Source organism: Palleronia sp. LCG004 (genome assembly GCF_032931615.1).
GTDB lineage: Bacteria > Pseudomonadota > Alphaproteobacteria > Rhodobacterales > Rhodobacteraceae > Palleronia.
Map to the genome: position 1 here is coordinate 336,245 of NZ_CP136759.1, position 23,911 is coordinate 360,155.

General features: G+C 61.7%; 25 protein-coding genes. 17 read left to right on the top strand and 8 right to left on the bottom strand.

Annotation, left to right across the window (positions count from 1 at the left end; translation table 11 throughout):
* Position 1 precedes the first annotated feature (1 nt).
* Positions 2 to 343 (bottom strand): hypothetical protein, encoded by a 342-nt coding sequence (locus tag RVY76_RS01615; protein WP_317375366.1) that lies wholly within the window; start codon positions 341 to 343, stop codon positions 2 to 4.
* 303 nt (positions 344 to 646) lie between these two features.
* On the opposite strand from RVY76_RS01615, the gene rplO reads away from it, so the two are divergent.
* The 17 genes from rplO (at position 647) to RVY76_RS01700 (ending at position 15,498) form a co-directional block, all read left to right on the top strand.
* Positions 647 to 1,114 carry a 50S ribosomal protein L15 gene (gene rplO, locus RVY76_RS01620; protein ID WP_317375367.1) on the top strand — a complete coding sequence of 156 codons (468 nt, stop codon included), beginning with the start codon at positions 647 to 649 and terminating at the stop codon, positions 1,112 to 1,114.
* A gap of 108 nt (positions 1,115 to 1,222) precedes the next feature.
* The gene (gene secY, locus RVY76_RS01625) at positions 1,223 to 2,590 is read left to right on the top strand and encodes a preprotein translocase subunit SecY (protein ID WP_317375369.1); all 1,368 of its coding nucleotides are present in this window, start codon (positions 1,223 to 1,225) and stop codon (positions 2,588 to 2,590) included.
* Positions 2,587 to 3,231 carry an adenylate kinase gene (locus tag RVY76_RS01630; protein WP_317375371.1) on the top strand — a complete coding sequence of 215 codons (645 nt, stop codon included), beginning with the start codon at positions 2,587 to 2,589 and terminating at the stop codon, positions 3,229 to 3,231. The genes secY and RVY76_RS01630 overlap by 4 nt, the downstream gene beginning before the upstream one ends.
* A gap of 195 nt (positions 3,232 to 3,426) precedes the next feature.
* On the top strand, positions 3,427 to 3,795 hold the full coding sequence (gene rpsM / locus RVY76_RS01635) for a 30S ribosomal protein S13 (protein ID WP_317375372.1): 369 nt from the start codon (positions 3,427 to 3,429) through the stop codon (positions 3,793 to 3,795).
* A 12-nt stretch (positions 3,796 to 3,807) separates the two neighbouring features.
* A complete protein-coding gene (rpsK, locus tag RVY76_RS01640) occupies positions 3,808 to 4,194 on the top strand; it encodes a 30S ribosomal protein S11 (RefSeq protein WP_073128416.1) in 387 nt (128 codons plus the stop codon).
* 117 nt (positions 4,195 to 4,311) lie between these two features.
* Positions 4,312 to 5,328, top strand: a complete 1,017-nt coding sequence (locus tag RVY76_RS01645) for a DNA-directed RNA polymerase subunit alpha (protein WP_317375374.1) — start codon at positions 4,312 to 4,314, stop codon at positions 5,326 to 5,328.
* Between the two features lie 119 nt (positions 5,329 to 5,447).
* Positions 5,448 to 5,861: a 50S ribosomal protein L17 gene (gene rplQ / locus RVY76_RS01650; protein WP_317375375.1), complete on the top strand. Its 414-nt coding sequence runs from the start codon at positions 5,448 to 5,450 to the stop codon at positions 5,859 to 5,861.
* A gap of 116 nt (positions 5,862 to 5,977) precedes the next feature.
* Positions 5,978 to 6,589 carry an autoinducer binding domain-containing protein gene (locus RVY76_RS01655; RefSeq protein ID WP_317375377.1) on the top strand — a complete coding sequence of 204 codons (612 nt, stop codon included), beginning with the start codon at positions 5,978 to 5,980 and terminating at the stop codon, positions 6,587 to 6,589.
* Between the two features lie 98 nt (positions 6,590 to 6,687).
* On the top strand, positions 6,688 to 7,278 hold the full coding sequence (locus RVY76_RS01660) for an acyl-homoserine-lactone synthase (RefSeq protein ID WP_317375378.1): 591 nt from the start codon (positions 6,688 to 6,690) through the stop codon (positions 7,276 to 7,278).
* Positions 7,279 to 7,345: 67 nt separating this feature from the next.
* Positions 7,346 to 8,662, top strand: a complete 1,317-nt coding sequence (locus RVY76_RS01665) for a replication-associated recombination protein A (RefSeq protein WP_317375380.1) — start codon at positions 7,346 to 7,348, stop codon at positions 8,660 to 8,662.
* 31 nt (positions 8,663 to 8,693) lie between these two features.
* The gene (gene crcB / locus RVY76_RS01670) at positions 8,694 to 9,071 is read left to right on the top strand and encodes a fluoride efflux transporter CrcB (protein ID WP_317375382.1); all 378 of its coding nucleotides are present in this window, start codon (positions 8,694 to 8,696) and stop codon (positions 9,069 to 9,071) included.
* Complete coding sequence (locus RVY76_RS01675) at positions 9,068 to 10,132, top strand: RluA family pseudouridine synthase (RefSeq protein ID WP_317375383.1); 1,065 nt, start codon at positions 9,068 to 9,070, stop codon at positions 10,130 to 10,132. The genes crcB and RVY76_RS01675 overlap by 4 nt, the downstream gene beginning before the upstream one ends.
* An 11-nt stretch (positions 10,133 to 10,143) precedes the next feature.
* The gene (locus RVY76_RS01680) at positions 10,144 to 10,842 is read left to right on the top strand and encodes an ATP12 family chaperone protein (RefSeq protein ID WP_317375384.1); all 699 of its coding nucleotides are present in this window, start codon (positions 10,144 to 10,146) and stop codon (positions 10,840 to 10,842) included.
* 210 nt (positions 10,843 to 11,052) lie between these two features.
* Positions 11,053 to 12,072 (top strand): amino acid ABC transporter substrate-binding protein, encoded by a 1,020-nt coding sequence (locus RVY76_RS01685; RefSeq protein WP_317375386.1) that lies wholly within the window; start codon positions 11,053 to 11,055, stop codon positions 12,070 to 12,072.
* Positions 12,073 to 12,184: 112 nt separating this feature from the next.
* Positions 12,185 to 13,396, top strand: coding sequence for an ABC transporter permease subunit (locus RVY76_RS01690; RefSeq protein ID WP_317375388.1), 1,212 nt, complete (start codon positions 12,185 to 12,187; stop codon positions 13,394 to 13,396).
* 3 nt (positions 13,397 to 13,399) lie between these two features.
* Positions 13,400 to 14,695, top strand: coding sequence for an amino acid ABC transporter permease (locus RVY76_RS01695; RefSeq protein ID WP_317375390.1), 1,296 nt, complete (start codon positions 13,400 to 13,402; stop codon positions 14,693 to 14,695).
* 14 nt (positions 14,696 to 14,709) lie between these two features.
* Positions 14,710 to 15,498, top strand: coding sequence for an amino acid ABC transporter ATP-binding protein (locus tag RVY76_RS01700; RefSeq protein WP_317376693.1), 789 nt, complete (start codon positions 14,710 to 14,712; stop codon positions 15,496 to 15,498).
* A 6-nt stretch (positions 15,499 to 15,504) separates the two neighbouring features.
* On the opposite strand, the gene RVY76_RS01705 is transcribed toward RVY76_RS01700, so the two are convergent.
* From RVY76_RS01705 to ttcA, 7 genes are all read right to left on the bottom strand, one after another.
* The gene (locus RVY76_RS01705; protein ID WP_317375391.1) at positions 15,505 to 16,008 is read right to left on the bottom strand and encodes a SixA phosphatase family protein; all 504 of its coding nucleotides are present in this window, start codon (positions 16,006 to 16,008) and stop codon (positions 15,505 to 15,507) included.
* Complete coding sequence (gene argB / locus RVY76_RS01710; RefSeq protein WP_317375392.1) at positions 16,005 to 16,874, bottom strand: acetylglutamate kinase; 870 nt, start codon at positions 16,872 to 16,874, stop codon at positions 16,005 to 16,007. Before argB ends, RVY76_RS01705 begins: the two co-directional genes overlap by 4 nt.
* A 26-nt stretch (positions 16,875 to 16,900) precedes the next feature.
* Positions 16,901 to 17,545: a ribosome biogenesis GTP-binding protein YihA/YsxC gene (yihA, locus tag RVY76_RS01715; RefSeq protein ID WP_317375394.1), complete on the bottom strand. Its 645-nt coding sequence runs from the start codon at positions 17,543 to 17,545 to the stop codon at positions 16,901 to 16,903.
* Between the two features lie 80 nt (positions 17,546 to 17,625).
* Positions 17,626 to 19,458, bottom strand: a complete 1,833-nt coding sequence (locus RVY76_RS01720) for a c-type cytochrome (protein ID WP_317375396.1) — start codon at positions 19,456 to 19,458, stop codon at positions 17,626 to 17,628.
* Positions 19,459 to 19,537: 79 nt separating this feature from the next.
* Positions 19,538 to 21,343, bottom strand: coding sequence for a membrane protein insertase YidC (gene yidC, locus RVY76_RS01725; protein WP_317375398.1), 1,806 nt, complete (start codon positions 21,341 to 21,343; stop codon positions 19,538 to 19,540).
* Between the two features lie 64 nt (positions 21,344 to 21,407).
* Complete coding sequence (locus RVY76_RS01730) at positions 21,408 to 22,985, bottom strand: GGDEF domain-containing phosphodiesterase (RefSeq protein ID WP_317375400.1); 1,578 nt, start codon at positions 22,983 to 22,985, stop codon at positions 21,408 to 21,410.
* Between the two features lie 103 nt (positions 22,986 to 23,088).
* Positions 23,089 to 23,910 (bottom strand): tRNA 2-thiocytidine(32) synthetase TtcA, encoded by an 822-nt coding sequence (gene ttcA / locus RVY76_RS01735; RefSeq protein ID WP_317376694.1) that lies wholly within the window; start codon positions 23,908 to 23,910, stop codon positions 23,089 to 23,091.
* Between the last annotated feature and the right edge of the window lies 1 nt (position 23,911).

Consider the following 23,911-nt stretch of genomic DNA (forward strand, 5'->3'; position numbering starts at 1 on the left):
ATTACGTGGCAAGACCATCGGTCAGCCAGTGGCCGAAATATCGGAGGCCGATCGGTGGTACGGAGAAGAACCCACGATCGTAAGCCGGAATGATTCCGTACGAGAGACTGGAAAGTTTCGGCCGTCCGGTCGGGGGAACGGCGTGACCCTCCAGAACATCCTGAAACTGATGTCGGATGGTCGCCCCGTCATTGGCCTCCCGCGGATCGAGCCGCGACAGCTCAAAATCCGGATTCGCTCCACTTTCGGTGGCGGTGATGCGCTGACGTGCTTCCTCCGTCGTGTCCGTGCCGGCCATCATGCCGGTTTCGGCTGGATGCAGTTCCTCGTTCGATACCGCCAATTCACTCAGAGATCGCCGACCTTTCAGCTTGTCACCGACATATGACGTCAGGGGAAAAAACCACGCAGTCTACTGACTTCCTCTCGATCTTAAGTGTCGTACCGCTCTAACGCTCGATCTTCTCATTCTATAAGTCAGGCTTCAGCTTAGCCTAGCTGTGATGATGATCGACCGGAATGCTTGCTCCTGCGCTAGTCGTGCGTTAGGAGCCATACGCCGATCACTGCATCGGTCGATTCACATAGCCGTGTCCGCACCACTCCCGTCGCTGGGGGTGCGCGTCCGGCAAAAGGAGTAAGCGACATGAAACTGAACGAACTTCGCGACAACGAAGGTGCAGCAAAGAAGCGGATGCGCGTCGGCCGTGGCCCCGGATCGGGCAAGGGCAAGACCGCCGGCCGCGGTATCAAGGGTCAAAAGAGCCGTTCCGGTGTGGCCATCAACGGTTACGAAGGCGGGCAGATGCCGCTCTACCAGCGCCTGCCGAAGCGCGGCTTCAACAAGCCCAACCGCAACGAGTATGCCGTCGTGAATCTGGGCCTCATCCAGAAGTTCATCGATGCTGGAAAGCTTGGCGAAGAGATCACCGAAAACGAACTCGTTGATTCGGGTCTGGTGCGTCGGAAGCGTGACGGGATCCGTGTTCTGTCGAAGGGAGAAATCACTTCGAAGGTTCAGATGACCGTGTCGGGCGCATCGAAATCGGCGATCGAAGCGGTTGAGAAGGCCGGAGGGACACTTACCGTCGCGGCATCGCGGGCTTCCGAGTAAACGGTTGTGAGCGTCGGTCAGGGCGCGTACATAACCGCCTAGGTTTTCAACACGCCGCGCGAGCCCGAAAACCGGTTCGCGCGGCGTCATCTTTCTGAGAGAGACCCAATGGCATCAGCAGCCGAACAGATGGCGGCGAACATGAGCTGGGGCGCCTTCGGCAAGGCGACCGAGCTGCGCTCGCGTATCCTTTTCACCCTGGGCCTACTGTGCGTCTATCGTCTCGGGACCTACATTCCCGTGCCGGGCATCGACGGCAACGAGCTCCGCAACTTCATGGAGCAGGCCGCGACCGGCATCGGCGGAATTCTCAACATGTTCACCGGCGGTGCGATCTCCCGAATGGGGATCTTCGCGCTCGGAATCATGCCTTACATCTCCGCCTCGATCATCGTGCAACTTCTCACGGCGATGGTTCCTCAGCTCGAGCAGCTGAAGAAAGAGGGAGAGCAGGGCCGCAAAAAGATCAACCAGTACACCCGGTACGGGACAGTCTTCCTGGCAACCTTCCAAGCCTATGGCCTTGCGGTCAGTCTCGAGGCCGGCGGCCTCGTCACCGACCCGGGCTGGTTCTTCCGAGCGGCCTGCGTGATCACGCTCGTCGGCGGCACGATGTTCCTCATGTGGCTGGGCGAGCAGATCACCCAGCGCGGCATCGGCAACGGCATCTCGCTCATCATCTTCGTGGGCATCATCGCCGAAGTTCCGGCGGCGCTCGCGCAGTTCTTCGCAAGCGGACGATCTGGAGCGATCAGCCCCGCAGTGATCGTCGGCGTGATTGTCATGGTCGTGGCGGTGATCGCCTTCGTGGTCTTCATGGAAAGATCCCTGCGCAAGATCCACATCCAGTATCCCCGTCGCCAAGTTGGCATGAAGGTCTATGACGGCGGTTCATCGCACCTGCCGATCAAGGTGAACCCGGCAGGCGTGATCCCGGCCATCTTCGCCTCGTCGCTTCTGCTGCTGCCGACGACCCTCGCGACGTTCTCCGGCGGGCAAAGCGGGCCCGTGATGTCGACGATCCTGGCCTATTTCGGTCCGGGGCAGCCGCTCTACCTGCTGTTCTTCGGCGGTATGATCGTCTTCTTCACGTATTTCTATACCGCGAACGTCGCCTTCAAATCTGAGGATGTTGCCGAGAACCTGAAGAACCAGAACGGCTTCATCCCCGGCATCCGCCCCGGAAAGCGTACCGAGGAATATCTCGATTACGTCGTTGCCCGGATTCTGGTGCTTGGATCGGGATACCTCGCTGCTGTCTGTCTGCTGCCGGAGATCATCCGGGCCCAATTCGCGGTTCCGTTTTACTTCGGTGGTACCTCCGTACTTATCGTGGTGTCCGTCACGATGGACACGATCCAGCAGGTCCAGTCGCATATGCTCGCACATCAGTACGAGGGTCTGATCGAGAAATCCCAACTGCGTGGCAAGAAGCGTAGCGGTAAGAAGCCCGTCCGGGGAGGAAGCCGTCGATGAACATCATTCTTCTCGGACCGCCCGGAGCGGGCAAGGGAACGCAAGCGCGTCGCCTGGTGGCTGAGCGCGATATGATCCAGCTTTCAACCGGCGACATGTTGAGAGACGCTAAGGTGAGCGGCACCGATATGGGCCGCCGCGTTGCCGAGATCATGGATCGTGGTGAGCTGGTGACCGACGAAATCGTCATTGGTTTGATCGAGGAAAAGCTCGACGGCAAGGCGAAGGGCGGGCTTATCTTCGACGGGTTTCCCCGCACGCTCGCACAGGCCGACGCGTTGGCTGACTTGTTGGCGCGCCATGGTGAGGCCCTCGATGCCGTGATAGAAATGCAGGTGGACGACGAGGCGCTCGTCCGCCGGATCACCGCACGTTCCGTCTGTGCCTCCTGCGGTGAGGTTTTCAACGACGAAACGAAGCCGATTCCCGAGGATGGCAGGTGCTCGAATTGCGGTGGGACCGAGTTTACACGACGCGGTGATGACAACGAGGATAGCTTGAAGCAGCGGCTTCTTGAGTATTACAAGAAGACCTCGCCACTCATCGGTTACTATTATGCCAAGGGTGAACTGCGTCGGATCGACGGCCTTGCCGATATCGATGAGGTCGGCGTGGAAATCGACAAATGTCTCGATGGCTGATTGATTTGGCCACGGCCTTGACGACACGATCGATCCGCACTATTGCGCACCATCCTTAAAAGGAATCGCAACCTATCGGGTTTTCCCGTTGAGAGCGAGCCACAAATTCGACAGCAGCCCGCGGGGAAACCCTCGGGCTTCCGTTGTGAAAAAAGGGCCTGGGATGACGGGCCCGCAACGAAAGGAAGAGACGTCTTGGCACGAATCGCAGGGGTAAACCTCCCCACAGCCAAACGGGTCCCCGTGGCCCTCACGTACATCACCGGCATCGGTCCGAGCGCGGCGAACGCGATCTGCGACGCCGTCGGTATCGACAAGTCGCAGCGCCTGAACGCGCTGAGTGACACCGATGTCGTAAAGATCCGTGAATACATCGACGAGAACTATACGGTCGAAGGCGACCTGCGTCGCGAGACCCAGATGAACATCAAGCGCCTGATGGACCTCGGCTGCTACCGCGGTCTGCGGCACCGCCGGAATCTTCCGGTTCGCGGTCAGCGCACCCATACCAATGCCCGCACGCGCAAAGGCCCCGCGAAGGCCATTGCCGGCAAGAAGAAATAAGGAGGCTGATCCATGGCACGTGATCGTCGCGTCAAGAAGAAGGTCTCCAAGAACATCGCCGCAGGCGTTGCTCATGTGAATTCTTCTTTCAACAATACCAAGATCCTGATTTCCGACGTGCAGGGCAACGCGATCTCTTGGTCGTCGGCCGGCACGATGGGCTTCAAGGGGTCGCGGAAATCGACCCCCTATGCCGCGCAGATGGCCGCCGAAGATGCTGGCCGCAAGGCACAGGAGCATGGCGTCCGCACGCTCGAAGTCGAAGTGCAGGGCCCGGGATCGGGTCGTGAATCCGCGCTGCGCGCACTGGCGGCGGCGGGCTTCAACATCACGTCGATCCGCGACGTGACCCCGATGGCTCACAACGGCTGCCGTCCGCCGAAGCGTCGTCGCGTCTGATCCGGATCCTCGAACTTTGCGGGGTCGCGCCGTGCTGCGCGGCCCTGCGCCGTCATTTTAACCCTCGGGTGTCGGCCCGCCCCGCATGAGCGGCCCGACGAGAATTGAGGAGACACCATGCTTCACAAAAACTGGCAGGAACTGATCAAGCCGTCGCAGCTCGAGGTGAAGCCCGGCAACGACCGTTCGCGTCAGGCGACCGTGATCGCCGAGCCGCTCGAGCGAGGATTTGGTCTGACGCTTGGTAACGCTCTGCGGCGTGTCCTTATGTCGTCTCTCCAGGGTGCCGCGATCACGTCTGTCCAGATCGACAACGTCCTGCACGAGTTCAGCTCCATCGCCGGTGTCCGCGAAGACGTGACCGATGTGGTCCTGAACCTCAAGGGCGTTGCCGTCAAAATGGAGGTCGAGGGGCCGAAGCGCGTTTCGATCTCTGCGAAAGGTCCGATGATCGTGACCGCGGGTGACATCTCCGTCAGTCAGGGCATCACGATCCTCAATAAGGATCACGTGATCTGTCATCTCGACGATGGAGCGGATCTCTTCATGGAGCTCACCGTCGCGAACGGTAAGGGTTACGTCTCGGCGGACAAGAACCGCCCAGAAGATGCACCGATTGGGCTTATTCCGATCGACGCGATCTACTCGCCCGTCCGCCGGGTCAGCTATGACGTTCAGCCGACCCGCGAAGGTCAGGTCCTCGATTATGACAAACTGACGATGAAGGTGGAAACGGACGGATCGGTCACGCCCGAGGATGCCGTGGCCTTCGCCGCACGCATCGTGCAGGACCAGCTCTCGATTTTCGTGAACTTCGACGAGCCTGAAAGCGCGTCGCGGCACGACGACGAAGACGGTCTGGAGTTCAATCCGCTGCTTCTCAAGAAGGTGGACGAACTCGAGTTGTCGGTCCGGTCGGCCAACTGCCTCAAGAACGACAACATTGTCTATATTGGCGACCTCATCCAGAAGACCGAAGCCGAAATGCTTCGCACTCCGAACTTCGGTCGTAAATCTCTGAACGAGATCAAGGAAGTGCTTTCCGGGATGGGGCTTCACCTCGGGATGGACGTCGAGGAATGGCCGCCGGAGAACATCGAGGATCTCGCCAAGAAGTTCGAAGACAACTTCTGATTCGAAAATTGCCGTTCGGGATTGTTTCCGAACGGTGAACAGAATGGGCATTCCGCCCCAATAGGAGAGGGGACCGCACGCACGGGCCCCCGGACAAAGCAAAGTGAAGGATTGAACACATGCGTCACGCTCGCGGATATCGCCGCCTCAACAGAACCCACGAACACCGGAAGGCCATGTTCGCCAACATGGCCGGATCGCTTATCGAACACGAGCAGATCAAGACGACGCTGCCAAAGGCCAAGGAGCTGCGGCGGGTGGTCGAGAAGATGATCACGCTCGGCAAGCGTGGCGATCTGCACGCTCGCCGCCAGGCTGCGAGCCGTCTGAAGCAGGATTCTCATGTAGAGAAGCTGTTCGACGTGCTCGGGCCGCGTTACGCCGATCGGCAGGGCGGCTATGTTCGTGTTCTCAAAGCTGGGTTTCGCTACGGCGACATGGCTCCCATGGCGATCATCGAATTCGTCGACCGTGACATCGACGCCAAAGGCGCGGCCGATCGGGCCCGCCTTGAGGCGGAAGAAATCGATTGATCGATCTCGTGCCACCCTGCGTTGCGGGGTGGCATACATGCCTTACCTTGGGTTACTTATCACCGGTTTGCTTCGATCGTCATTGCCGCCGCGCTCGGAATTCGTGAGATTGCGGTATGTTCGACAGGAATAGCTTCGATGCCGAGCTGATGAAGCTCGACGAGTTTGCGAAGGCGGGATATTACCTCGCCCTCCATATTCGATTTACGACGCCTCTGATGTTCTTCCTGACATATCCCGACGATTGGACTCAGCAGTACGAGCAGAAGGGCTATGTCCTTCGGGATCCGATGACTGCATGGAGTTTCGCGACGACCGGTGCAACGCGATGGTCCAATCCTCGTATTCCTGATCCATTCAAGATATTCGACGAAGCGCGAAAGTTCGGACTTAATTACGGCGTTACTGTATCTGCCGGGCCGATAGTCTCACGGACGGTCGGATCCATCGCTCGAGGCGATAGGGAATTCTCCGATGCCGAGATCGCCGAAATAGAAACGATTACCAGAAATCTGCATTCCATGGCAGATCCGGATGTGCATCTGACACGCGCCCAGATCGAGGCATTGAAATGCGTTGCGGACGGTCACCGCCATACCGCTGCTGCCGCGATGCTTGGAATTTCCGAAAGTGCTTTCAAACTCAGGCTTTCCGCCGCGCGGGAAAAGCTCATGGCCCGCACAACTGCTGAGGCTGTTCAGCGCGCTAAAGATTACAAGTTGCTGTAAATTGACGCCGCGATCATGAGACGTCTCGCATAAAAAACGCCTTACGATAGATTTGGTTCGTAGGGGTTTCCCCTCCGAGTGCATTAAGGAGGCTCATAATGCGTACGACTACTCTCTCTTTCGAAAACATTCACCAGCACGGCGAACTTTTCGCGAACATGCTTCGCGCGCGTCACGAATGGTTCATTCAGCACAATCGCTGGGATCTGCCGCATGCCTTGGGAATGGAGTTCGACCAGTACGACACGCCTGCGAGCAGGTGGGTGGTCGTGCACGACGATGATGGCCAGATCCTGGCCGGCAACCGTCTGACGCCCACGACGGCGAAATGCGGCATCTACACCTACATGATCCGCGATGCCCAACGGGGGCTTCTGGACTCGATCCCGTCGAACCTGCTTTACGACGAGGCTCCCGTGGCCGAAACCGTCTGGGAAAGTTCACGCCTGTTCGTATCCCATCACGTGCCGGCTTCGCGTCGTCGCTTGGTACATGCGCAACTGGTCATGGAACTTGCCAAATCCGCGCAAGGCGTCGGGGCTACGTCCTGCCTGACCCTTCTGAATGCGAACTGGCCGCGTTGGGCGAAGCGCGTCAATGTCGACATGACGGCCATGGGTCCAGCGATGGAGATCGAGGGCATCATGAATCAGGTCGTATCCATGAACTTCGCCAAGTCGATGAATTGAAAGCAGGCTGACATTACGCCTGCTCGTTTCTCTGGCCGATAAGGGCTCGGTCGCCTACATCGGACGCATGGCTGATCTTTTCGACACCACGCCCGATCCGAAGGCGGCCGATGCGGCTCCGAGGCCCCTGGCCGATCGCCTGCGTCCGCGAAGCCTCGCGCAGGTCATCGGCCAGGAGCAGCTCTTGGGCGAGGATGGGCCTCTCGGTGTCATGCTCAATTCCGGGGCACTGTCCTCGCTGGTTTTCTGGGGGCCCCCCGGTGTCGGGAAGACCACGATCGCGCGATTGCTCGCTGACGAGACCGATCTGCATTTCGTCCAGATAAGTGCGATCTTCACCGGTGTGCCGGATCTTCGGAAGGTCTTCGATGCGGCCAAGATGCGGCATCGGAACGGGCAGGGGACACTCCTTTTCGTCGACGAGATCCATCGTTTCAACAAGGCGCAACAGGACAGCTTTCTGCCGCATATGGAGGATGGAACGATCCTCCTCGTAGGGGCGACGACCGAGAATCCTAGCTTCGAGCTGAATGCGGCGCTGCTTTCGCGCGCTCAGGTCCTGGTTCTCACACGGCTGGGCGAGGGCGATCTCGACAGGCTTGTCAATCGAGCCGAAGATGACCTCGGGCGAAAGCTGCCGCTGGAGCCGGATGCCCGTCGGGCGCTTCTCGGGATGGCGGACGGAGACGGGCGCGCGCTCCTGAACCTCGTGGAGCAGATCGCATCGTGGAAGGTCGAGGCACCGCTTGCGACCGATGCGATGACGACACGTCTCATGCGACGCGCGGCGCAGTACGACAAGTCCGGCGATGCCCATTACAATCTGATCTCGGCATTGCACAAATCGGTACGCGGGTCGGACCCCGATGCCGCGCTCTACTGGCTGTCGCGGATGCTCGAAGGCGGCGAGGATCCGCGTTATCTCGCACGGCGCGTCACCCGCATGGCGATCGAGGATATCGGCCTTGCTGACCCCCAGGCGCAGCGCCAATGCCTCGATGCTTGGGAAACTTACGAACGTCTGGGCTCGCCCGAGGGGGAACTCGCCCTCGCGCAGGCAGTGACCTATCTGGCGCTCGCACCGAAATCGAATGCCGGCTACGTCGCCTACAAGCAATCGCGGTCGGCTGCGAAGAAGACCGGATCGGAGCCGCCCCCAAAGCATATCCTCAACGCACCCACGCAACTGATGAAGGACGAAGGCTACGGCACCGGCTACGCCTACGACCACGATGCGGAGGACGGATTTTCGGGGCAGAACTACTTCCCCGACGGTATGAAACGCGGCGTCTATTACCTGCCGCTCGAACGCGGCTACGAACGCGAGCTGAAAAAGCGTCTCGACTGGTTCGTGAAACAGCGCGCACGCCGGTCGGGCGATTGACAATCGCGCCCCGCCGCCCGAGGAGACGGACATGATGTCATCGCTTCTTCAGGTCGTGATCGGCGGCGGGCTCGGGGCCGGTCTGCGGTTTCTGCTTGCCTCCGCCGTAAGCCGTGCCACTGGTCCGGGTCTCCCACTCGGCGTTCTCACGGCAAACGTTCTGGGCTCTTTCCTGATGGGGGTCTTCGTGGTGGTGGCCGCGCAGCGCGGCCTGACGTATCTCTCGCCTTTCCTGGCCGTGGGCCTTTTGGGCGGGTTCACGACATTCTCCTCTTTCTCGCTCGAGACCGTTACTCTTCTGGAGCGGGGGGCCATGAACGAGGCGGCGCTCTACGTTCTCCTGTCGGTCGGCGCATCTCTCGGAGGGCTCTATCTGGGGCTTGTCCTGGCACGGGGAGCCTTCGCATGAGTGCCGTTCAGATGCTCACCGTCGGAGCAGACGAGGGCGATCAGCGGCTCGACCGCTGGTTCCGCCGGCATTTCCCGCACATCCCGCAGGGTCGGATCGACAAGATGTGCCGCAAGGGCGAAATCCGCGTCGATGGCGGTCGGGTCAAGGGTGCCACGCGCCTCACCGCCGGGCAGGAAGTGCGTATTCCTCCGTTGCCCGAAGAGGCCGCGCCAGCCGTCCAGCGATCGACGACGTATGTCAGCGATGCGGACGCGAAGATGATCCGCGATGCCGTGATCTATCGCGACGACCACATCATCGTGCTGAACAAGCCGGCCGGCCTCGCCACACAGGGCGGCAGCAAGACCTCGCGCCATGTCGACCAGTTGTCCGAGGCATTGCGCTTCGGGATGGAGGACAGGCCGAGGCTCGTCCACAGGCTCGACAAGGATACGTCCGGCGTGCTCCTGCTCGGCCGGACGCGGATGGCGGCGAAGGGCCTTACCGAGGCGATGCGTCACAAGGCCACGCGCAAGATCTACTGGGCCGCGGTGGCCGGTACGCCGCAACCGCGCCGCGGAATCGTCAAGTTCGGACTGATGAAGGCACCGGGCCATGGCGCGCGCGGGCAGGGCGAGAAGATGATCTGCGTTCATCCTCGAGATGTGGCCGATACCGAGGGGGCAAAGCGGGCCGAGACACGCTATTCCACGCTGTCCGCCCTCGGTGGCAGGGTCTCGTGGCTCGCGCTCGAGCCTGTGACGGGTCGGACGCATCAGCTTCGCGCCCATATGGCCGAGCTTGGCCATCCGATCATCGGCGACGGCAAGTATGGCGGCTCGTCGCAGGAGAACCTGGGCGACGGATGGGGGGCAGGCCTGGGCGAGGAAATCGGCCGCAAGCTTCATCTCCATGCAAGGTCGATGAGCTTGCGGCATCCCGTCACCGGGGCCGATCTGACGGTTACCGCACCGCTGCCGGCGCATATGCGCCACAGTTGGGACTTCCTCGGATGGGAGAGGTCGGAGGCTCCCGACGATCCGTTCGAGGATCTCCTGGATCCCGGAGCGCGGATATGAGCGAATGGACGATGAAACGCTTTTGGGCGTCGGCTCATGCAATCCCGACCGATGGCGGATATTCGGTGACGCTCGACGCACGCCCCATGCGGACGCCCGCGAAGGCGTCGCTGGTCGTACCGACGATGGCCCTTGCCACTGCGATCGCCGAGGAATGGGATGCGCAGGGCGAGACCGTCGACCCCTTGTCCATGCCCGTGACCCGGACGGCAAATTCCGCAATCGACAAGATCATGCCGCAGCGCGACGCGGTCGAGGCGATGCTCGCGGAATACGGTGGCACCGATCTTCTGAGTTATCGTGCCGAGCATCCCGAGGCTCTCGTCGCGCGTCAGGCGGAGCACTGGGATCCGCTGCTTGACTGGGCGGCTTCTGCCCATGGTGCACGGCTCTCCACGACTGCGGGCATCATGCCGGTGGCGCAGGATCCGGATGCAACGTCGAAACTCGCCGCACCGATGCGGGACATGTCGGCGTTCGAGCTTGCCGGGTTCCACGATCTCGTCGCGCTGACGGGATCGTTGGTCCTGGGCCTCGCCGCGGCCGAAGATGCCCGCCCGCCCGAGACGATCTGGTCGTTGTCGCGCCTTGATGAGGATTGGCAGGCCGAGGAATGGGGTATCGACGAAGAGGCAGCCGAGGCTGCCGAGCGGCGCAAGGCGGATTTTCTCCAAGCCCATCGGTTCTTGTGCCTCGCGCGCGCCGACTGATCCCCGCTGCGTTCTGCTGGACAGAGCGCCCCACGATTAAGCGTTCCGCCCGGAGATTCATCACCATCCGTTGTGAGCGGCTTGACCTCCGCTTATCAATCGCCGCAGACTTGCCTCCGTTCGACGATCAAATATGCAATCGCTCCAACCGGTCGCAGGATCGGACGTAAACCGCCCGAACGAGGGCGGACAAATCAGGAAGAGGTAAATATGACGAAGTCCCTATTTCTTGGTGCCGTCGCCGTAAGTGGTCTGGTGGCAGGGGTCGCCGGTGCCCAGACACTGAACGACGTTCAGGACCGAGGTACCCTCAATTGTGGCGTCAGCACCGGTCTGCCCGGCTTCTCGGCACCGAACGCCAGCGGCGATTGGGAAGGTTTTGACGTGTCGCTCTGCCGTGCCGTCGCAGCCGCCGTGCTGGGCGATCCTTCGGCGGTGGAATTCGTGCCCACGACCGGGAAAACCCGCTTCACTGCCCTCGCTTCGGGCGAGATCGACGTGCTCTCGCGCAACACGACCTGGACCTTCAGCCGCGACAACGATCTCAACTTCGACTTCGCCGGGATCAACTACTACGACGGTCAGGGCTTCATCGTGCCGACCGAGTTGGGCGTGACCTCCGCCCGCGATCTGGACGGTGCGACGGTCTGCGTGCAGACCGGAACGACGACCGAGCTCAACCTCGCGGATTACTTCCGCCGCAACAACATGAGCTATGAGCCCGTCCCGATCGAGACCAACGCCGAGGCGCAGCAGCAATATCTGGCAGGTGCCTGCGATACCTACACCACCGATGCGAGCGGCCTTGCCGCGACCCGCGCGGCGTTCGAGAACCCGAGCGATCACGTCATCCTGCCTGAGGTCATCTCCAAGGAGCCTCTGGGTCCGCTCGTCCGCCACGGCGACAACGAGTGGGGCGACATCGTGCGTTGGACGCTCAACGCCCTGATCGCGGCCGAGGAACTCGGCGTGAACTCGACGAACGTCTCGGACATGGCTTCGACATCGGGCGACAGCCCCGAGATCAACCGTCTGCTCGGCACCGAGGGCAATCTGGGCGAGATGCTCGGCCTGTCGAACGACTGGGCCGTGAACGCGATCGCCGCCAACGGCAATTACGGCGAGATCTTCGAGAAAACCATTGGCGAGAACACCCCGATCGGTCTCTCGCGCGGTTTGAACGCGCAGTGGACCGAAGGCGGGCTGCTTTACGCACCGCCCTTCCGCTAAGACGATTCAGGGGCGCGGATCATTCCGCGCCCTTCTTCCATACGACGATTATACGAGCGGAGCGGGGGCGACACGTCCTTGCAAAATCCGCCGATCCGACGGGGAAACATCGATGGCTAGCGTAACGGACCCGCAGGGCGGCGGATTCCGCCCGGCGATGCTGCTTAACGACAAGCGCTATCGCGGCCTGACATTCCAGTTCATCGCATTGGTGCTCATCATCGTGCTGATGGCCTTTCTGGGCATCAACCTGGTTCGCAATCTTGCGGCTGCCGGGCTCGACATCAGTTACAGCTTCCTCGGCGATCCCGCTAATTACGACATCAACCAATCGCTGATCGAATATTCGAGTCGTTCGACCCATATGCGGGCGGCGGTGGTGGGGCTTCTCAATACGCTTCTCGTCTCGATCATGGCCTGCGTCACGGCGACGGTCATCGGCGTGATCGCAGGGGTGTTGCGTCTGTCCAAGAACTGGCTCGTCCGCAAGTTGATGAGCGCCTACGTCGAAGCATTCCGCAACGTGCCGGTCCTCATCTGGATCCTGATGATCGGAACCGTGGTCCAGCAATTGCCCGCGCCCTCGGCCTTTCGTGGCGACGATCCCGACAGCACGATGTGGTTCGGCATGATCGCGGCGACCAACCGCGGTATCTATGTGCCCGCGCCCGTCTGGGGACCCGGATCGCTGGTCGTGATCGCGGTCTTCCTGATTTCGATCGTCGGCGTTGTCCTCTACCGCCGTCACGCCGTCTCGCGCCTCTATTCCGACGGAACGCTACTTCCGACTTTCTGGCCCTCGCTGGGCATTCTCGTCTTGCCGACGCTGATCGCCTATTTCGCGATGGGGCAGCCCGTGTCGCTCGATATTCCCGAGCTTCAGGGCTTCAACTTCGGCGGCGGGCTCCAGGTGCAGCGGCCGCTCATCGCGCTCTGGTTGGCGTTGTCGGTCTATACCGGTGCTTTCATCGCCGAGAACGTCCGTGCCGGGATCCTGTCCGTCAGTCATGGCCAGTCCGAGGCGGCGGCGTCGCTGGGCCTCAGGCCGCGCCGTGTCATGTCGCTCGTCGTCCTGCCTCAGGCGCTCCGTGTCATCGTGCCGCCGCTGATTTCGCAATATCTGAACATCACCAAGAACAGCTCCCTAGCGATCGCAGTGGGCTATGCCGATATCACCGCCACGCTCGGGGGCATCACGCTCAACCAGACGGGGCGCGCGATCGAGACGATCCTCCTGCTCATGCTCTTCTACCTCATCGTCAGCCTGTCCATCTCGGCGGTGATGAACCTCTACAACGCTTCCGTGGCCTTGAAGGAGCGCTGATCCATGAGCGACATGCATTCCGAATCCGTGGGCTACGTCCGCGACAGCTTCCTTCCCGAGAGAGAGCCGCCCGCGAGGGAGACGGGCGTCATCAAGTGGCTGCGGGCGAACCTCTTCTCCAACTGGATCTACGCGATCCTCACGCTGCTTTCGATCTATGCGATCTACGTGCTGCTATCGGGGTTTCTGCCGTGGCTCCTCGGGGGGATCTGGCAGGCCGAAAGCATCCGGGATTGTCGCGAGATCGCGGATGGCGGGGTGGGTGGCTGCTTCGCTGTCCTGACTGACCGTTGGTACCAGTTGCTCTTCGGCTTCTCGTACCCTTCGACGGAATACTGGCGCCCGACGCTGGCATTCTTCCTCCTGCTGGTCGGGGCGGCACCCATACTCTTCCCGGCCGTTCCTAGGCCACTGCTGGTACTGACGCTGCTCTACCCGTTCGTCGCTTATTGGCTCATCTGGGGCGGCACGATTCTGGTTCCTCTCATGGCCCTGTTCGGTGTCGTGGCGGGCTACGTCGTCTATTCACGCCTCGTCGCGCGCAGCTTTGCGATGGGGCTCTTCGGGGGTGTCGTGGCGGCGTTCGTTGTCTGGTGGCTGGGCGGTTTCGTCACGGCCGAGGCTCCACGCTTCCTTGCTTTGCCGCAGGTCGCTTCACGTGACATGGGCGGCTTCGTTCTGAACATGATCCTCGGCGTCGTCTGCGTGTCGCTGTCACTGCCCATCGGCATCCTGCTCGCGCTCGGTCGGCAATCGCGTCTGCCGATTATCAAATGGATCTGCATCGTCTTCATCGAATTCGTCCGGGGTGTGCCGCTCATCACGCTGCTTTTCGTGGCGAATGTCGTGTTGGCCTACTTTCTGCCGCCGGGTACGAATTTCGACCTCATCCTGCGCGTGATCATCATGATCACCATGTTCGCATCGGCCTATATTGCCGAGGTGATCCGCGGCGGATTGGCCGCTTTGCCACGGGGTCAGTACGAAGGGGCCGAGAGTCTGGGCCTCGACTATGCCCAGAGCATGCGGCTCATCATCCTTCCGCAAGCACTCAAGATCTCGATTCCGGGGATCGTCAATGTCGCAGTCGGGCTCTTCAAGGACACGACGCTGGTGTCGATCATCTCAATGTTCGACCTGGTGGGAATGATCCGCGGTCCGATCCTCGCCTCGACGGACTGGAACGGCGTCTACTGGGAGCTCTACGGCTTCGCCGCGCTCCTCTTCTTCGTCGTCTGCTACAGCATCTCGCAATATTCCCAGTGGCTCGAGCGTCAACTCGCCACCGATCGCCGGTAAGAAGGAGGCCCATGATGAGCGTCACCGAAGAGCGCAACGTCGATACGTCCCGAATGAAGGTCTCCGACGAGATCGCGATCGACATTCAGGGTATGAACAAGTGGTACGGCACCTTCCACGTGCTGCGCGATATTGACCTTACCGTCCATCGCGGCGAGCGCATCGTCATCTGCGGGCCGTCCGGCTCGGGCAAGTCGACGCTGATCCGGTGCATCAATGCGTTGGAGGAACATCAGCAGGGCAAGATCGAGGTCGATGGCACCATCCTGTCATCGGATGTAAAGAACATCGACCGCATCCGATCCGAAGTCGGAATGTGCTTCCAGCACTTCAATCTCTTCCCGCATCTGACGATTCTCGAGAATTGCACTCTGGCACCGATCTGGGTCCGAAAGACACCCAAGCACGAGGCCGAGAAGACGGCGATGCATTTCCTCGAGAAGGTCAAGATTCCCGATCAGGCGAACAAGTATCCCGGGCAGCTTTCCGGCGGGCAGCAACAACGCGTGGCGATCGCGCGATCGCTCTGCATGAAACCTCGCATCATGCTCTTCGACGAGCCGACCTCCGCACTCGATCCGGAGATGATCAAGGAGGTGCTAGACACGATGATCGAGCTCGCCGAAGAGGGGATGACCATGCTTTGCGTCACGCACGAGATGGGTTTCGCCCGTCAGGTCGCGAACCGCGTGATCTTCATGGATCAGGGGCAGATCATAGAACAGAACGCGCCCGAGGAATTCTTCAACAATCCGAGGTCGGACCGGACCAAGCTATTCCTCAGCCAGATCCTGGGGCACTGAGGCGCATCAGCGGCCGAGGTCCTGCGGAATAACGAAATGCTCCACCCGCCCGCAAGCGGGGCCGAGCGCGGTCCACGTGTCGCCCGGTATGTCGAGGATCAGCGTCGCGCAGGTGGGAAATCGGTGGAACTCGGCCCGATCCGGCGTGGTCGCCACGAGATACTGCGCGAGCGCGCCCATTCCTGGATTGTGCCCGATCACGATGAGATCCCGGCTCTCTTCGGATCCGACCCGGTCCAGGATCTTTTCGGGTGCCGCGAGATAGAGATCCTCGTGCCGGGTCATTTCGACATCGCCCAGATGCGCCGACAATCCATCCCATGTCTCGGTCACGCGCCGTGCAGTCGAGAGCAACGCATGCGCGGGGCGAATTCCCTTCAGAGAGAGCCATGCCCCCATCGCGTCGGCGTTGCGGCGTCCCCGATCGTTCAGGGGGCGGTCATGATCGGGCAGGGCGGCCTCCGCCCAATCCGACTTGGCGTGCCGCATCAGGATCAGTCGCAGGCTCATCGGGGCATTCGGATCAGGCTGCCCGCCCCGCGCTCGGTATAAAGTTCCAGCAAGCAGGCATGCGGCGCGCGTCCGTCGACGATGACGACCGCCCGTACACCGCCCTCTATCGCGTCGAGTGCCGTCTGCGTCTTGGGGATCATGCCCCCGGAAATCACGCCGTTTTCGGTCATCTGCCGGATGGCCTCGGGCGTCATTTCACTCACCACCTCGCCATTCGCGTCCTTGAGCCCTGCGACATCCGTCAGCAGCAGCAGCCTGTCGGCATTGAGCGAGGCGGCAATGGCTCCGGCGGCCGTATCGCCGTTGACGTTGAACGTCTCGCCATTTCGGCCGGTACCGATCGGCGCGATCACCGGAATGACCTTGGTATCCGACAAGGACCGGAGGAATTTCGGATTGCATTCGACCGGCGTCCCGACGAAGCCCAAGGCGGGGTCGGTCTGCTCGCAGATCATGAGCTGCGCATCCTTGCCGCTGATCCCGATCGCGCGCCCGCCTTCCTCGTTGATGGCTTGCACGATCCGTTTGCCGACGAGACCCGACAGTACCATTTCGACGACTTCGATCGTCGCGGCATCCGTCACGCGCTTGCCGGCGACGAATTCGCTGACGACGCCCTGCTTCTTGAGCATCGCATTGATCATCGGTCCACCGCCGTGAACGATGACCGGGTTGACGCCGACATGGCTCATCAACACGATATCGCGCGCGAAACTGCGCATCGCTTCGTCCGACCCCATCGCATGGCCACCGAGCTTGATGACGACCGTCGCGCCCGCATAACGCTGGAACAGCGGAAGTGCCTTCGACAGGGTTTCGGCCGTGGCAAGCCATTCTGTATCGCTGGGCATGTCAGCGCTCATCGCAGGGTCACTCCTTTGGTGGTCTTTCAGTCGATGCCTTCGATCACCGCGCGGAGATCTGCGATACCATCGCCTTTTTCCGACGAGGTGAGGACGATCTCGGGGAACGCTGCCGGATGCCGCGACAATCCGGTCCGAAGGGTCTCGAGCATCCGGTCGCGGTCGCCCGCCTTCACCTTGTCGATCTTGGTCAGCACCGTCTGGAACGGCACCGCGGCGCGGTCGAGTAGGCCCATGATCTCGTCGTCGACTTCCTTGATGCCGTGCCGCGCGTCGATGAGGAGAAAGGCACGCCGCAGATTTGCCCGGCCCGAGAGATAGGCGCGCATCAGCCGCTGCCATTTCTCGACCACCGCGACTGGGGCGTTCGCGAAGCCATAGCCTGGAAGGTCCACCAAGTAGAGATTGGCGAGCGTGAAGAAGTTGATTTCCTGCGTCCGGCCCGGCGTGTTGGACGCCCGCGCGATCCCCTTGCGCCCCGTCAAGGCGTTGATGAGGCTGGACTTCCCGACATTCGAGCGTCCGGCAAAGCAGATCTCGACCCGGTCGTCAGGCGGCAGTCCATCCATTGCGACCACGCCCTTGAGGAACGTCGTCTCGCCGGCGAACATCTTGCGACCTCGCTCGCGTGCGTCCTCGTCGGGGATGACTTGTGGGAATGGAAGCTGCATGAACCTGACGTCACTCTTTGAAGGTTCGGCAAGCAGGACCAGCCCCGCCGCGCCTTGTCAAGCGCGCGGCGGGAGAGAGATCAGTCCTTCTCAAGCGGCTGTTGATCGGCGAACCAGGCTGCGGCGGCGCGCAACTGGTCGTCGGTCATGCGGCTCGCGATCATCGGCATCGGGCTGTAGGGCGTTACATCGCCGGCATGGGCATTCTTGAAGTAGGCCAGCCGTTCGACGAGGTAATTGGCATTCTGTCCATGCAGTCGCGGGATCTGGGAGAGAGCGCTGGTCGTATCCTCGCCGTGACACGTGAGGCAGGCGGGAATGTCTGCCTCTTCGAGACCCCGGCGCGCCAGCTGCGCGCCTAGATTGACATCGTCCGAAACCGGCTCGGGGGCGTCACGTACCAGCGGGTCCAGCGATCCGATGAAAGCGGAAAGTGCGTTGATCTCCGGCTCTTCGAGACGCAGCGCGGCCTGATGCATTCGCGAATTGTCCCGTCGCTTCGAACGGAATTCGTAGAGCTGACGTTCCACGTAGTCGGGCCCCTGCAATGTCAGGTTCGGCGTCTCGCCAGACGGCGCACCTGCAAGGTCGGCCTCGTGACATTCCTTGCAGACACGCTCGACCGCGCCGGAGGCGAGCGCGATCTGTTCGGGGGTGGGGGGCACGCTCACATCCTGCATGGGCACGTCCTCTTCGATGCCGCGGGAGGCGAAATACGCGGCTGCACCGGCAATGTCCTCGTCAGTCATGTTCCGGGCAACACCGACCATCGGGGACCATTCGGAGGTCTGGCCCCGGCCACCGCTGCGAAACAACTGGAGTTGGCGGGTGAGGAAGGTCTCGTTCTGCGCGGCGAGTTCCGGGATCACGATGCCATGTTCGTCCGTCTCACCCGCAGCGGCGTGACAGTCGTAGCAGGCCGAGATCGCGTCGACCGGACGACCTTCCGTCGCAAGGATCTCTCCATGGGCGACAAGCTCCGGATCGGGTGCCTCGTCCATCACGGTCGCGACCTCCGGCAGGGTTTCGGTGTAATACTGCGCAAGACCGGAGATCTGTTCTTCGGAAAGTTGTGAGGCCACGACCTGCATGTAGGCGCTATGACGGTCGGCCGATGCGTAGGAATGCAGCGCAGCTTCGATATAGTCGGCGGACTGGATTGTCAGGTTCGCCGCTTCGCCGCCCGTCGCCGCGCCGCTACCGTCAGCGCCGTGGCAGGTGGAACACTGCGCGACAGGGATGCCCGCAAGCGCGTAGTCGGCGAAGCCGCCCGTGGGTGCCGAATAGAGATGTTCGTCCATCGGGTAGCGGCGAGTGTGGTAGTCCATCTCTCGCGCATCGACCAACGGGCCGAATTCGATACCGGGTGCTTCCTCCGTGTCGGGCGTGACGAGCGAGAGGTACGTCGCGCCATCCATCTCGTCGAACCGGCGAATGAACGAGACCATCGTCCAGATCTCGTCCGGCCGGTCGACGGCGGGCCAGGCGGGCATCGCCGACATCATCACGCCGTTCTGTAGGATCCAGAAAAGCTCTGAATCGGTGAACTGGTTGATGACCGAGGGCAGATGCTGCGGCGTCGGTTTCATGGCGAGGACCATCGGGTTCTGCCCGATATCCGGTGCACCATGGCAGCGCACGCAGTTCTGCGCGAAATGCTGCGCCCCGAGCGCGATCCGCCCTTCGTCGTCGAGATCGTCCGGCGGCGTGATGCCGCCCGCATTCGCAGCGACCCAGCGCTTAAACGTAGAGTGGACGACGTGGTAGAAGAGGCGAGGGTCCTTCTTGTCCGCCGCCAGTGGGATCAATCCGAAATAGATCGCGACGAAGGCCGCCAAGCCCGCGACGACGCCCAGACCTGCGAGCGTCGCCACGAATTTCGCGATGAACTTCCCATTGAAAAACCCAGACATGCGCGCAGAATCCCTCAAGCAATTTTGTGGAAGCGTAGCACGCTCACACGCTCTGCCCAGAGCATATCTGCCGCAGGTCCTAGCTCTCGGTCTTCTTGCGGCTGAATCCCCTGCGGATGTTGCCGAAAACATCCGGTTTGTAACCTTGGCTCCGCATGATCGCGTATTGCTGCGTGAAGGTGATCGTGTTGTTCGCGATCCAGTAGAGCACGAGCCCCGAGGCGAAGCTGCCGAGCATGAACATGAAGACCCACGGCATCCAGGCAAAGATCATCGCCTGGGTCGCATCGGCGGGGGCTGGGTTCAGTTTCTGCTGCAGCCACATCGAGATCCCGAGCAGGATCGGCAGGATGCCGAGCGAGAAGATGAAGAAGATCGAGCTGGGATCCGGAGTGCCCCAAGGCAACAGGCCGAAGAGGTTCAGGATCGAGGTCGGATCCGGGGCGGACAGGTCGTGGATCCAGCCAACCCAGGGCGCATGACGCAGCTCGAGCGTCACGAAGATCACCTTGTAGAGCGAGAAGAAGATCGGGATCTGCAGGAGGATCGGCAGGCAGCCCGATGCCGGGTTCACCTTGTTCTTTTTATAGAGCTCCATCATCCCCTGCTGGAGCTTCTGGCGATCGTCGCCCGACTTCTCCTTGAGCTTCTCCATCTCCGGCTGAAGCTCTTTCATCTTCGCCATGGAGACGTAGGACTTGTAGGCGAGCGGGAAGAGCACGGCCTTGATCATCAGGGTGAGCACGATGATCGCCCAGCCCATGTTACCGATCACGGCATGTAGCCAGTGCAGAACCGCGAAGATCGGCTTCGTCAGGAAGAAGAACCAGCCCCAGTCGATGCTGTCGACGAAACCTTCGATCCCCTGCGCCTGGTATTCGCGGATCGTTTCCCACTCCTTCGCGCCGGCGAAGAGCTGCATCTGCGTCTCGACGCTTTCGCCCGGGGCCACGTCGAGCGTCGGCAGTCGTGTCTCGGTCTGGTAGATGTCCGCGCCGTCCACGTATTTGGCGACCGAGACGAAGGACGATCCCGGATCGGGGATGAGCGTGGTCATCCAGTACTTGTCGGTGAAGCCGATCCAGCCGTTCTGTGCAACGTCGATCACGTCGGCACGTGCGCCCTCGCGGTCGACCACGTCGAGATCGGGCAGGTCGTCGTAATCAAGTTCCTGCAGCTCACCGTCGGACATCCGCACCACGCCTTCGTGGAGGATGAAGAAGTTCGACAGGTCCGTAGGCTCACCATGACGGGCAACCGTGCCGTAGGGGGCGAGGCGGACAGCCTCTCCGCTGGCATTGTCGACGCGCTGACGGATCGTGAACATGTAGTTCTGGTCGATCGAGATCACCCGTTCGAAGACGAGGCCCGACGGGCTTTCCCAGCGCAGCGTCACGTCGTTCTCGGGGGTGAGCGCGCCGTCGTTTGTCCGCTCCCAGGGAGTGTTCGCTCCGGGCACGTCTTCGTATTCGAGCCCTGCACCCGGCGACCAGCCAAAGAGCGCGTAATAGGCATTGGGCTGTCCGACCGGGGAGAGAAGATCGACGATCGGGGAATCCTCGTCGATCGTCTCATGGTAGCGCTTCATTGCGAGTGAGTCGATCCGCCCGCCTTCGAGCGAGATGGATCCGAGAAGCGCGGGCGTGTCGATCTCGATGCGCGGCGCGTCGGTGGCTTCGATCTCGGCCGAAGCGACTGCGTCGGGTGCCGAGGATTGTCCGTCAGTCGTCGCCGGGGGGGCGGGGGCGGTGAGCGTCGCCTGTTCTTCGGTCCCCGCATTCGGATCCGGTGTCTGCTGTTCTGGCGGGAAAAGCAGGAACCAGGCGAGGATCACAAGGAAACTCAGCACGGTCGCAAGAATGAGATTCTTGTTCTGATCGTCCATGTCGGACCGCCACCTGTCGCTGGAAAAGGGTCAGCGGCGGTTCAACATCCCGTGGCCTGAAAGGTCAAGCCGTTTTGCCCCTCCCGCGGCCGCGCGGGCCTGTGGTCTCGGAAGCGTGACGGCCGGGCCCGGTCAGGCCGCGCATTGCCGCAGGCATTGCCTGACCGAGCCGCTCCTGCCGCCAGCGGGCAAGCCAGGTCTCGACCGCATCGATGCGCATGGGGCGTCCGATCCCGTAGCCCTGGACCTGATTGCAGCCGAGCTCGGCCGCACGCGCATGCTCGCCCGTCGTCTCGATGCCTTCGGCCACTACCTCGAGGCTCAGATGTTCGGCCATCGTCACGATCGCCGCAACCATTCCCTGCTGTTCCGGATCGCGGTCAAGATTGCAAACGAAGGACCGGTCGATCTTGATTCGATCGATGCAGAACCTGCGAATTGACGCGATGGAGGCCTGTCCGGTTCCGAAATCGTCAAGATCGATCCTGCAGCCGAGCTGGCGCAGCGCGCTCAGCGATTGCGGAACTTTGTCGGCCCCTTTCACGCTCAGCACCGTTTCCAGCACTTCGATGCCGAGGCGTTGGGCGGCGATCCCGTGGCGGTCGAGCATCCATTCGACGCGGTCCACGAGGCTCGGATCGTTGAGATCGGCCTGCGTGAGGTTGATCGACACATGCGGAATGTCGAGGCCACGACCATCCCAATCGGCCAGCGCCTTGAGGGATTGGGCTAGGATCGCGTCGGTGAGCGCAAGCTGGGCACCCGCGGCCTCGATCGTCGGCAGAAAATGGCCGGGTGCCAGCGCGCCGTGGACCGGGTGGATCCATCGCGCCAGCGCCTCGAGCCCGGTCAGCTGTCCGGTATCTGTCGAGACCTGCGGCTGGAAGAACGGAATGATTTGCCCGGTTGCGAACGCCTCGTCGAGATCCTTGGCGAGTTGCAGGGCGAGGGGTGCCTCTGAATCCGGGCTGCGCGCGGCCATCCGGATCGGGTTGTCAACATCAGCTTCGGCATTCCGCAATGCGACCTGGGCGGCGGCCAGTGCCGCGTGACCGTCGATGATGTCGGGCATGGACGGGCCGCAGATTCCGATCGCGGCTTCGAAGCGCGCATGACCGGCAGGGCAGGAGATCGGAGCCTGAAGGCAGCGCTGCAGCCTCAGGGCGATCTGTATGATTTCCTCGAGCGAGGCACGCGCCCGCATCGACAGGACGACGGCCAGCGTTGCTCCGTCGATTTCGGCCACGACGTCCTCGGGACGGAGCGCCGCCTTCAGCGCCGCCCCCGTCGCCGCGAGATCGCCGGGTCTGAGTTCGCCTGACGTCGCCCGTCCGCCAGACGCGCGGGTCGGCCGCAGGACGATGACCCCCGGCAATCCGCCATGAAGGCGCGCCGTTTGATCGAGATACTCGGTCACTGTCGCGACCCCGGGCAACGGCGACGGCGTGGCCGGGGGGGTGGGCCATGTCAGGTGAAGCACGGCCACGACACCGGCCGCGATGACGCAGGAGAGCGCCAATGGAGCGAGTTCGCCCAGAAACTGGCTCGCCAATCCCGCCAGGACGACCGCAACGATGAGGCCGATCCGCGTCGCCGCGATCCGGACCTTGTCATAGCGCACGTTCGAATTCCCTGACGGCATATGAAAGCTCTCCTTCGTGTCACAATCGAAGAGAGGGTCTATGGTCCCAACCTCACTTAAATCTTAAACCGATCGGCAGAAAATGGCTCAAACGATGAAAGTTTTAATTGATATCGAGTGAGCCGAAATCGAAGAGGCTTGGATCGAGCAGGTGCGACGGCCGCGCATTCATCAATGCACGGAACATCACCTGACGCCGGCCGGGGCTGTTGCGTTCCCATCCGTCGAGGATCTGCTTGACCTGCTGGCGCTGCAACCCGTCCTGCGACCCGCAAAGATCGCAGGGAATGATCGGATACTCCATTGCCCGGGCGAACCTCGCGCAATCGTCCTCCGCGACATGCGCGAGCGGGCGCAGCAGGAAGAGGTCTCCCTCTTCGTTGACGAGCTTCGGCGGCATCGTGGCAAGACGGCCGCCGTGAAAGAGGTTCATGAAGAACGTCTCGAGAATATCGTCGCGGTGATGGCCCAGCACGACCGCAGAACATCCTTCCTCCCGCGCGATGCGATAAAGATTTCCGCGCCGCAACCGAGAGCAGAGCGAACAGAAGGTCCGGCCCTGCGGGACCTTGTCCATGACGATGGAGTAGGTGTCCTGATACTCGATCCGGTGAGGTACTCCCATCCGGTTCAGAAACTCCGGCAGCACCGTCGCGGGAAATCCCGGCTGACCCTGGTCGAGATTGCAGGCAAGGATGTCGACTGGCAGAAGTCCGCGCCATTTCAGCTCGGTCAGTGCGGCGAGAAGGGTATAGCTGTCCTTCCCGCCCGAGAGGCATACGAGCCAGCGATCGCCCTTGCGGACCATGCCGTATTGGTCGACCGCCTCGCGCGTCTGGCGCACGATGCGTTTGCGTAGCTTGCGGAATTCGGTGCTAGCCGGTGCGCCATGGAAAAGCGGATGGATATCTGTCTCGTCGAGCATG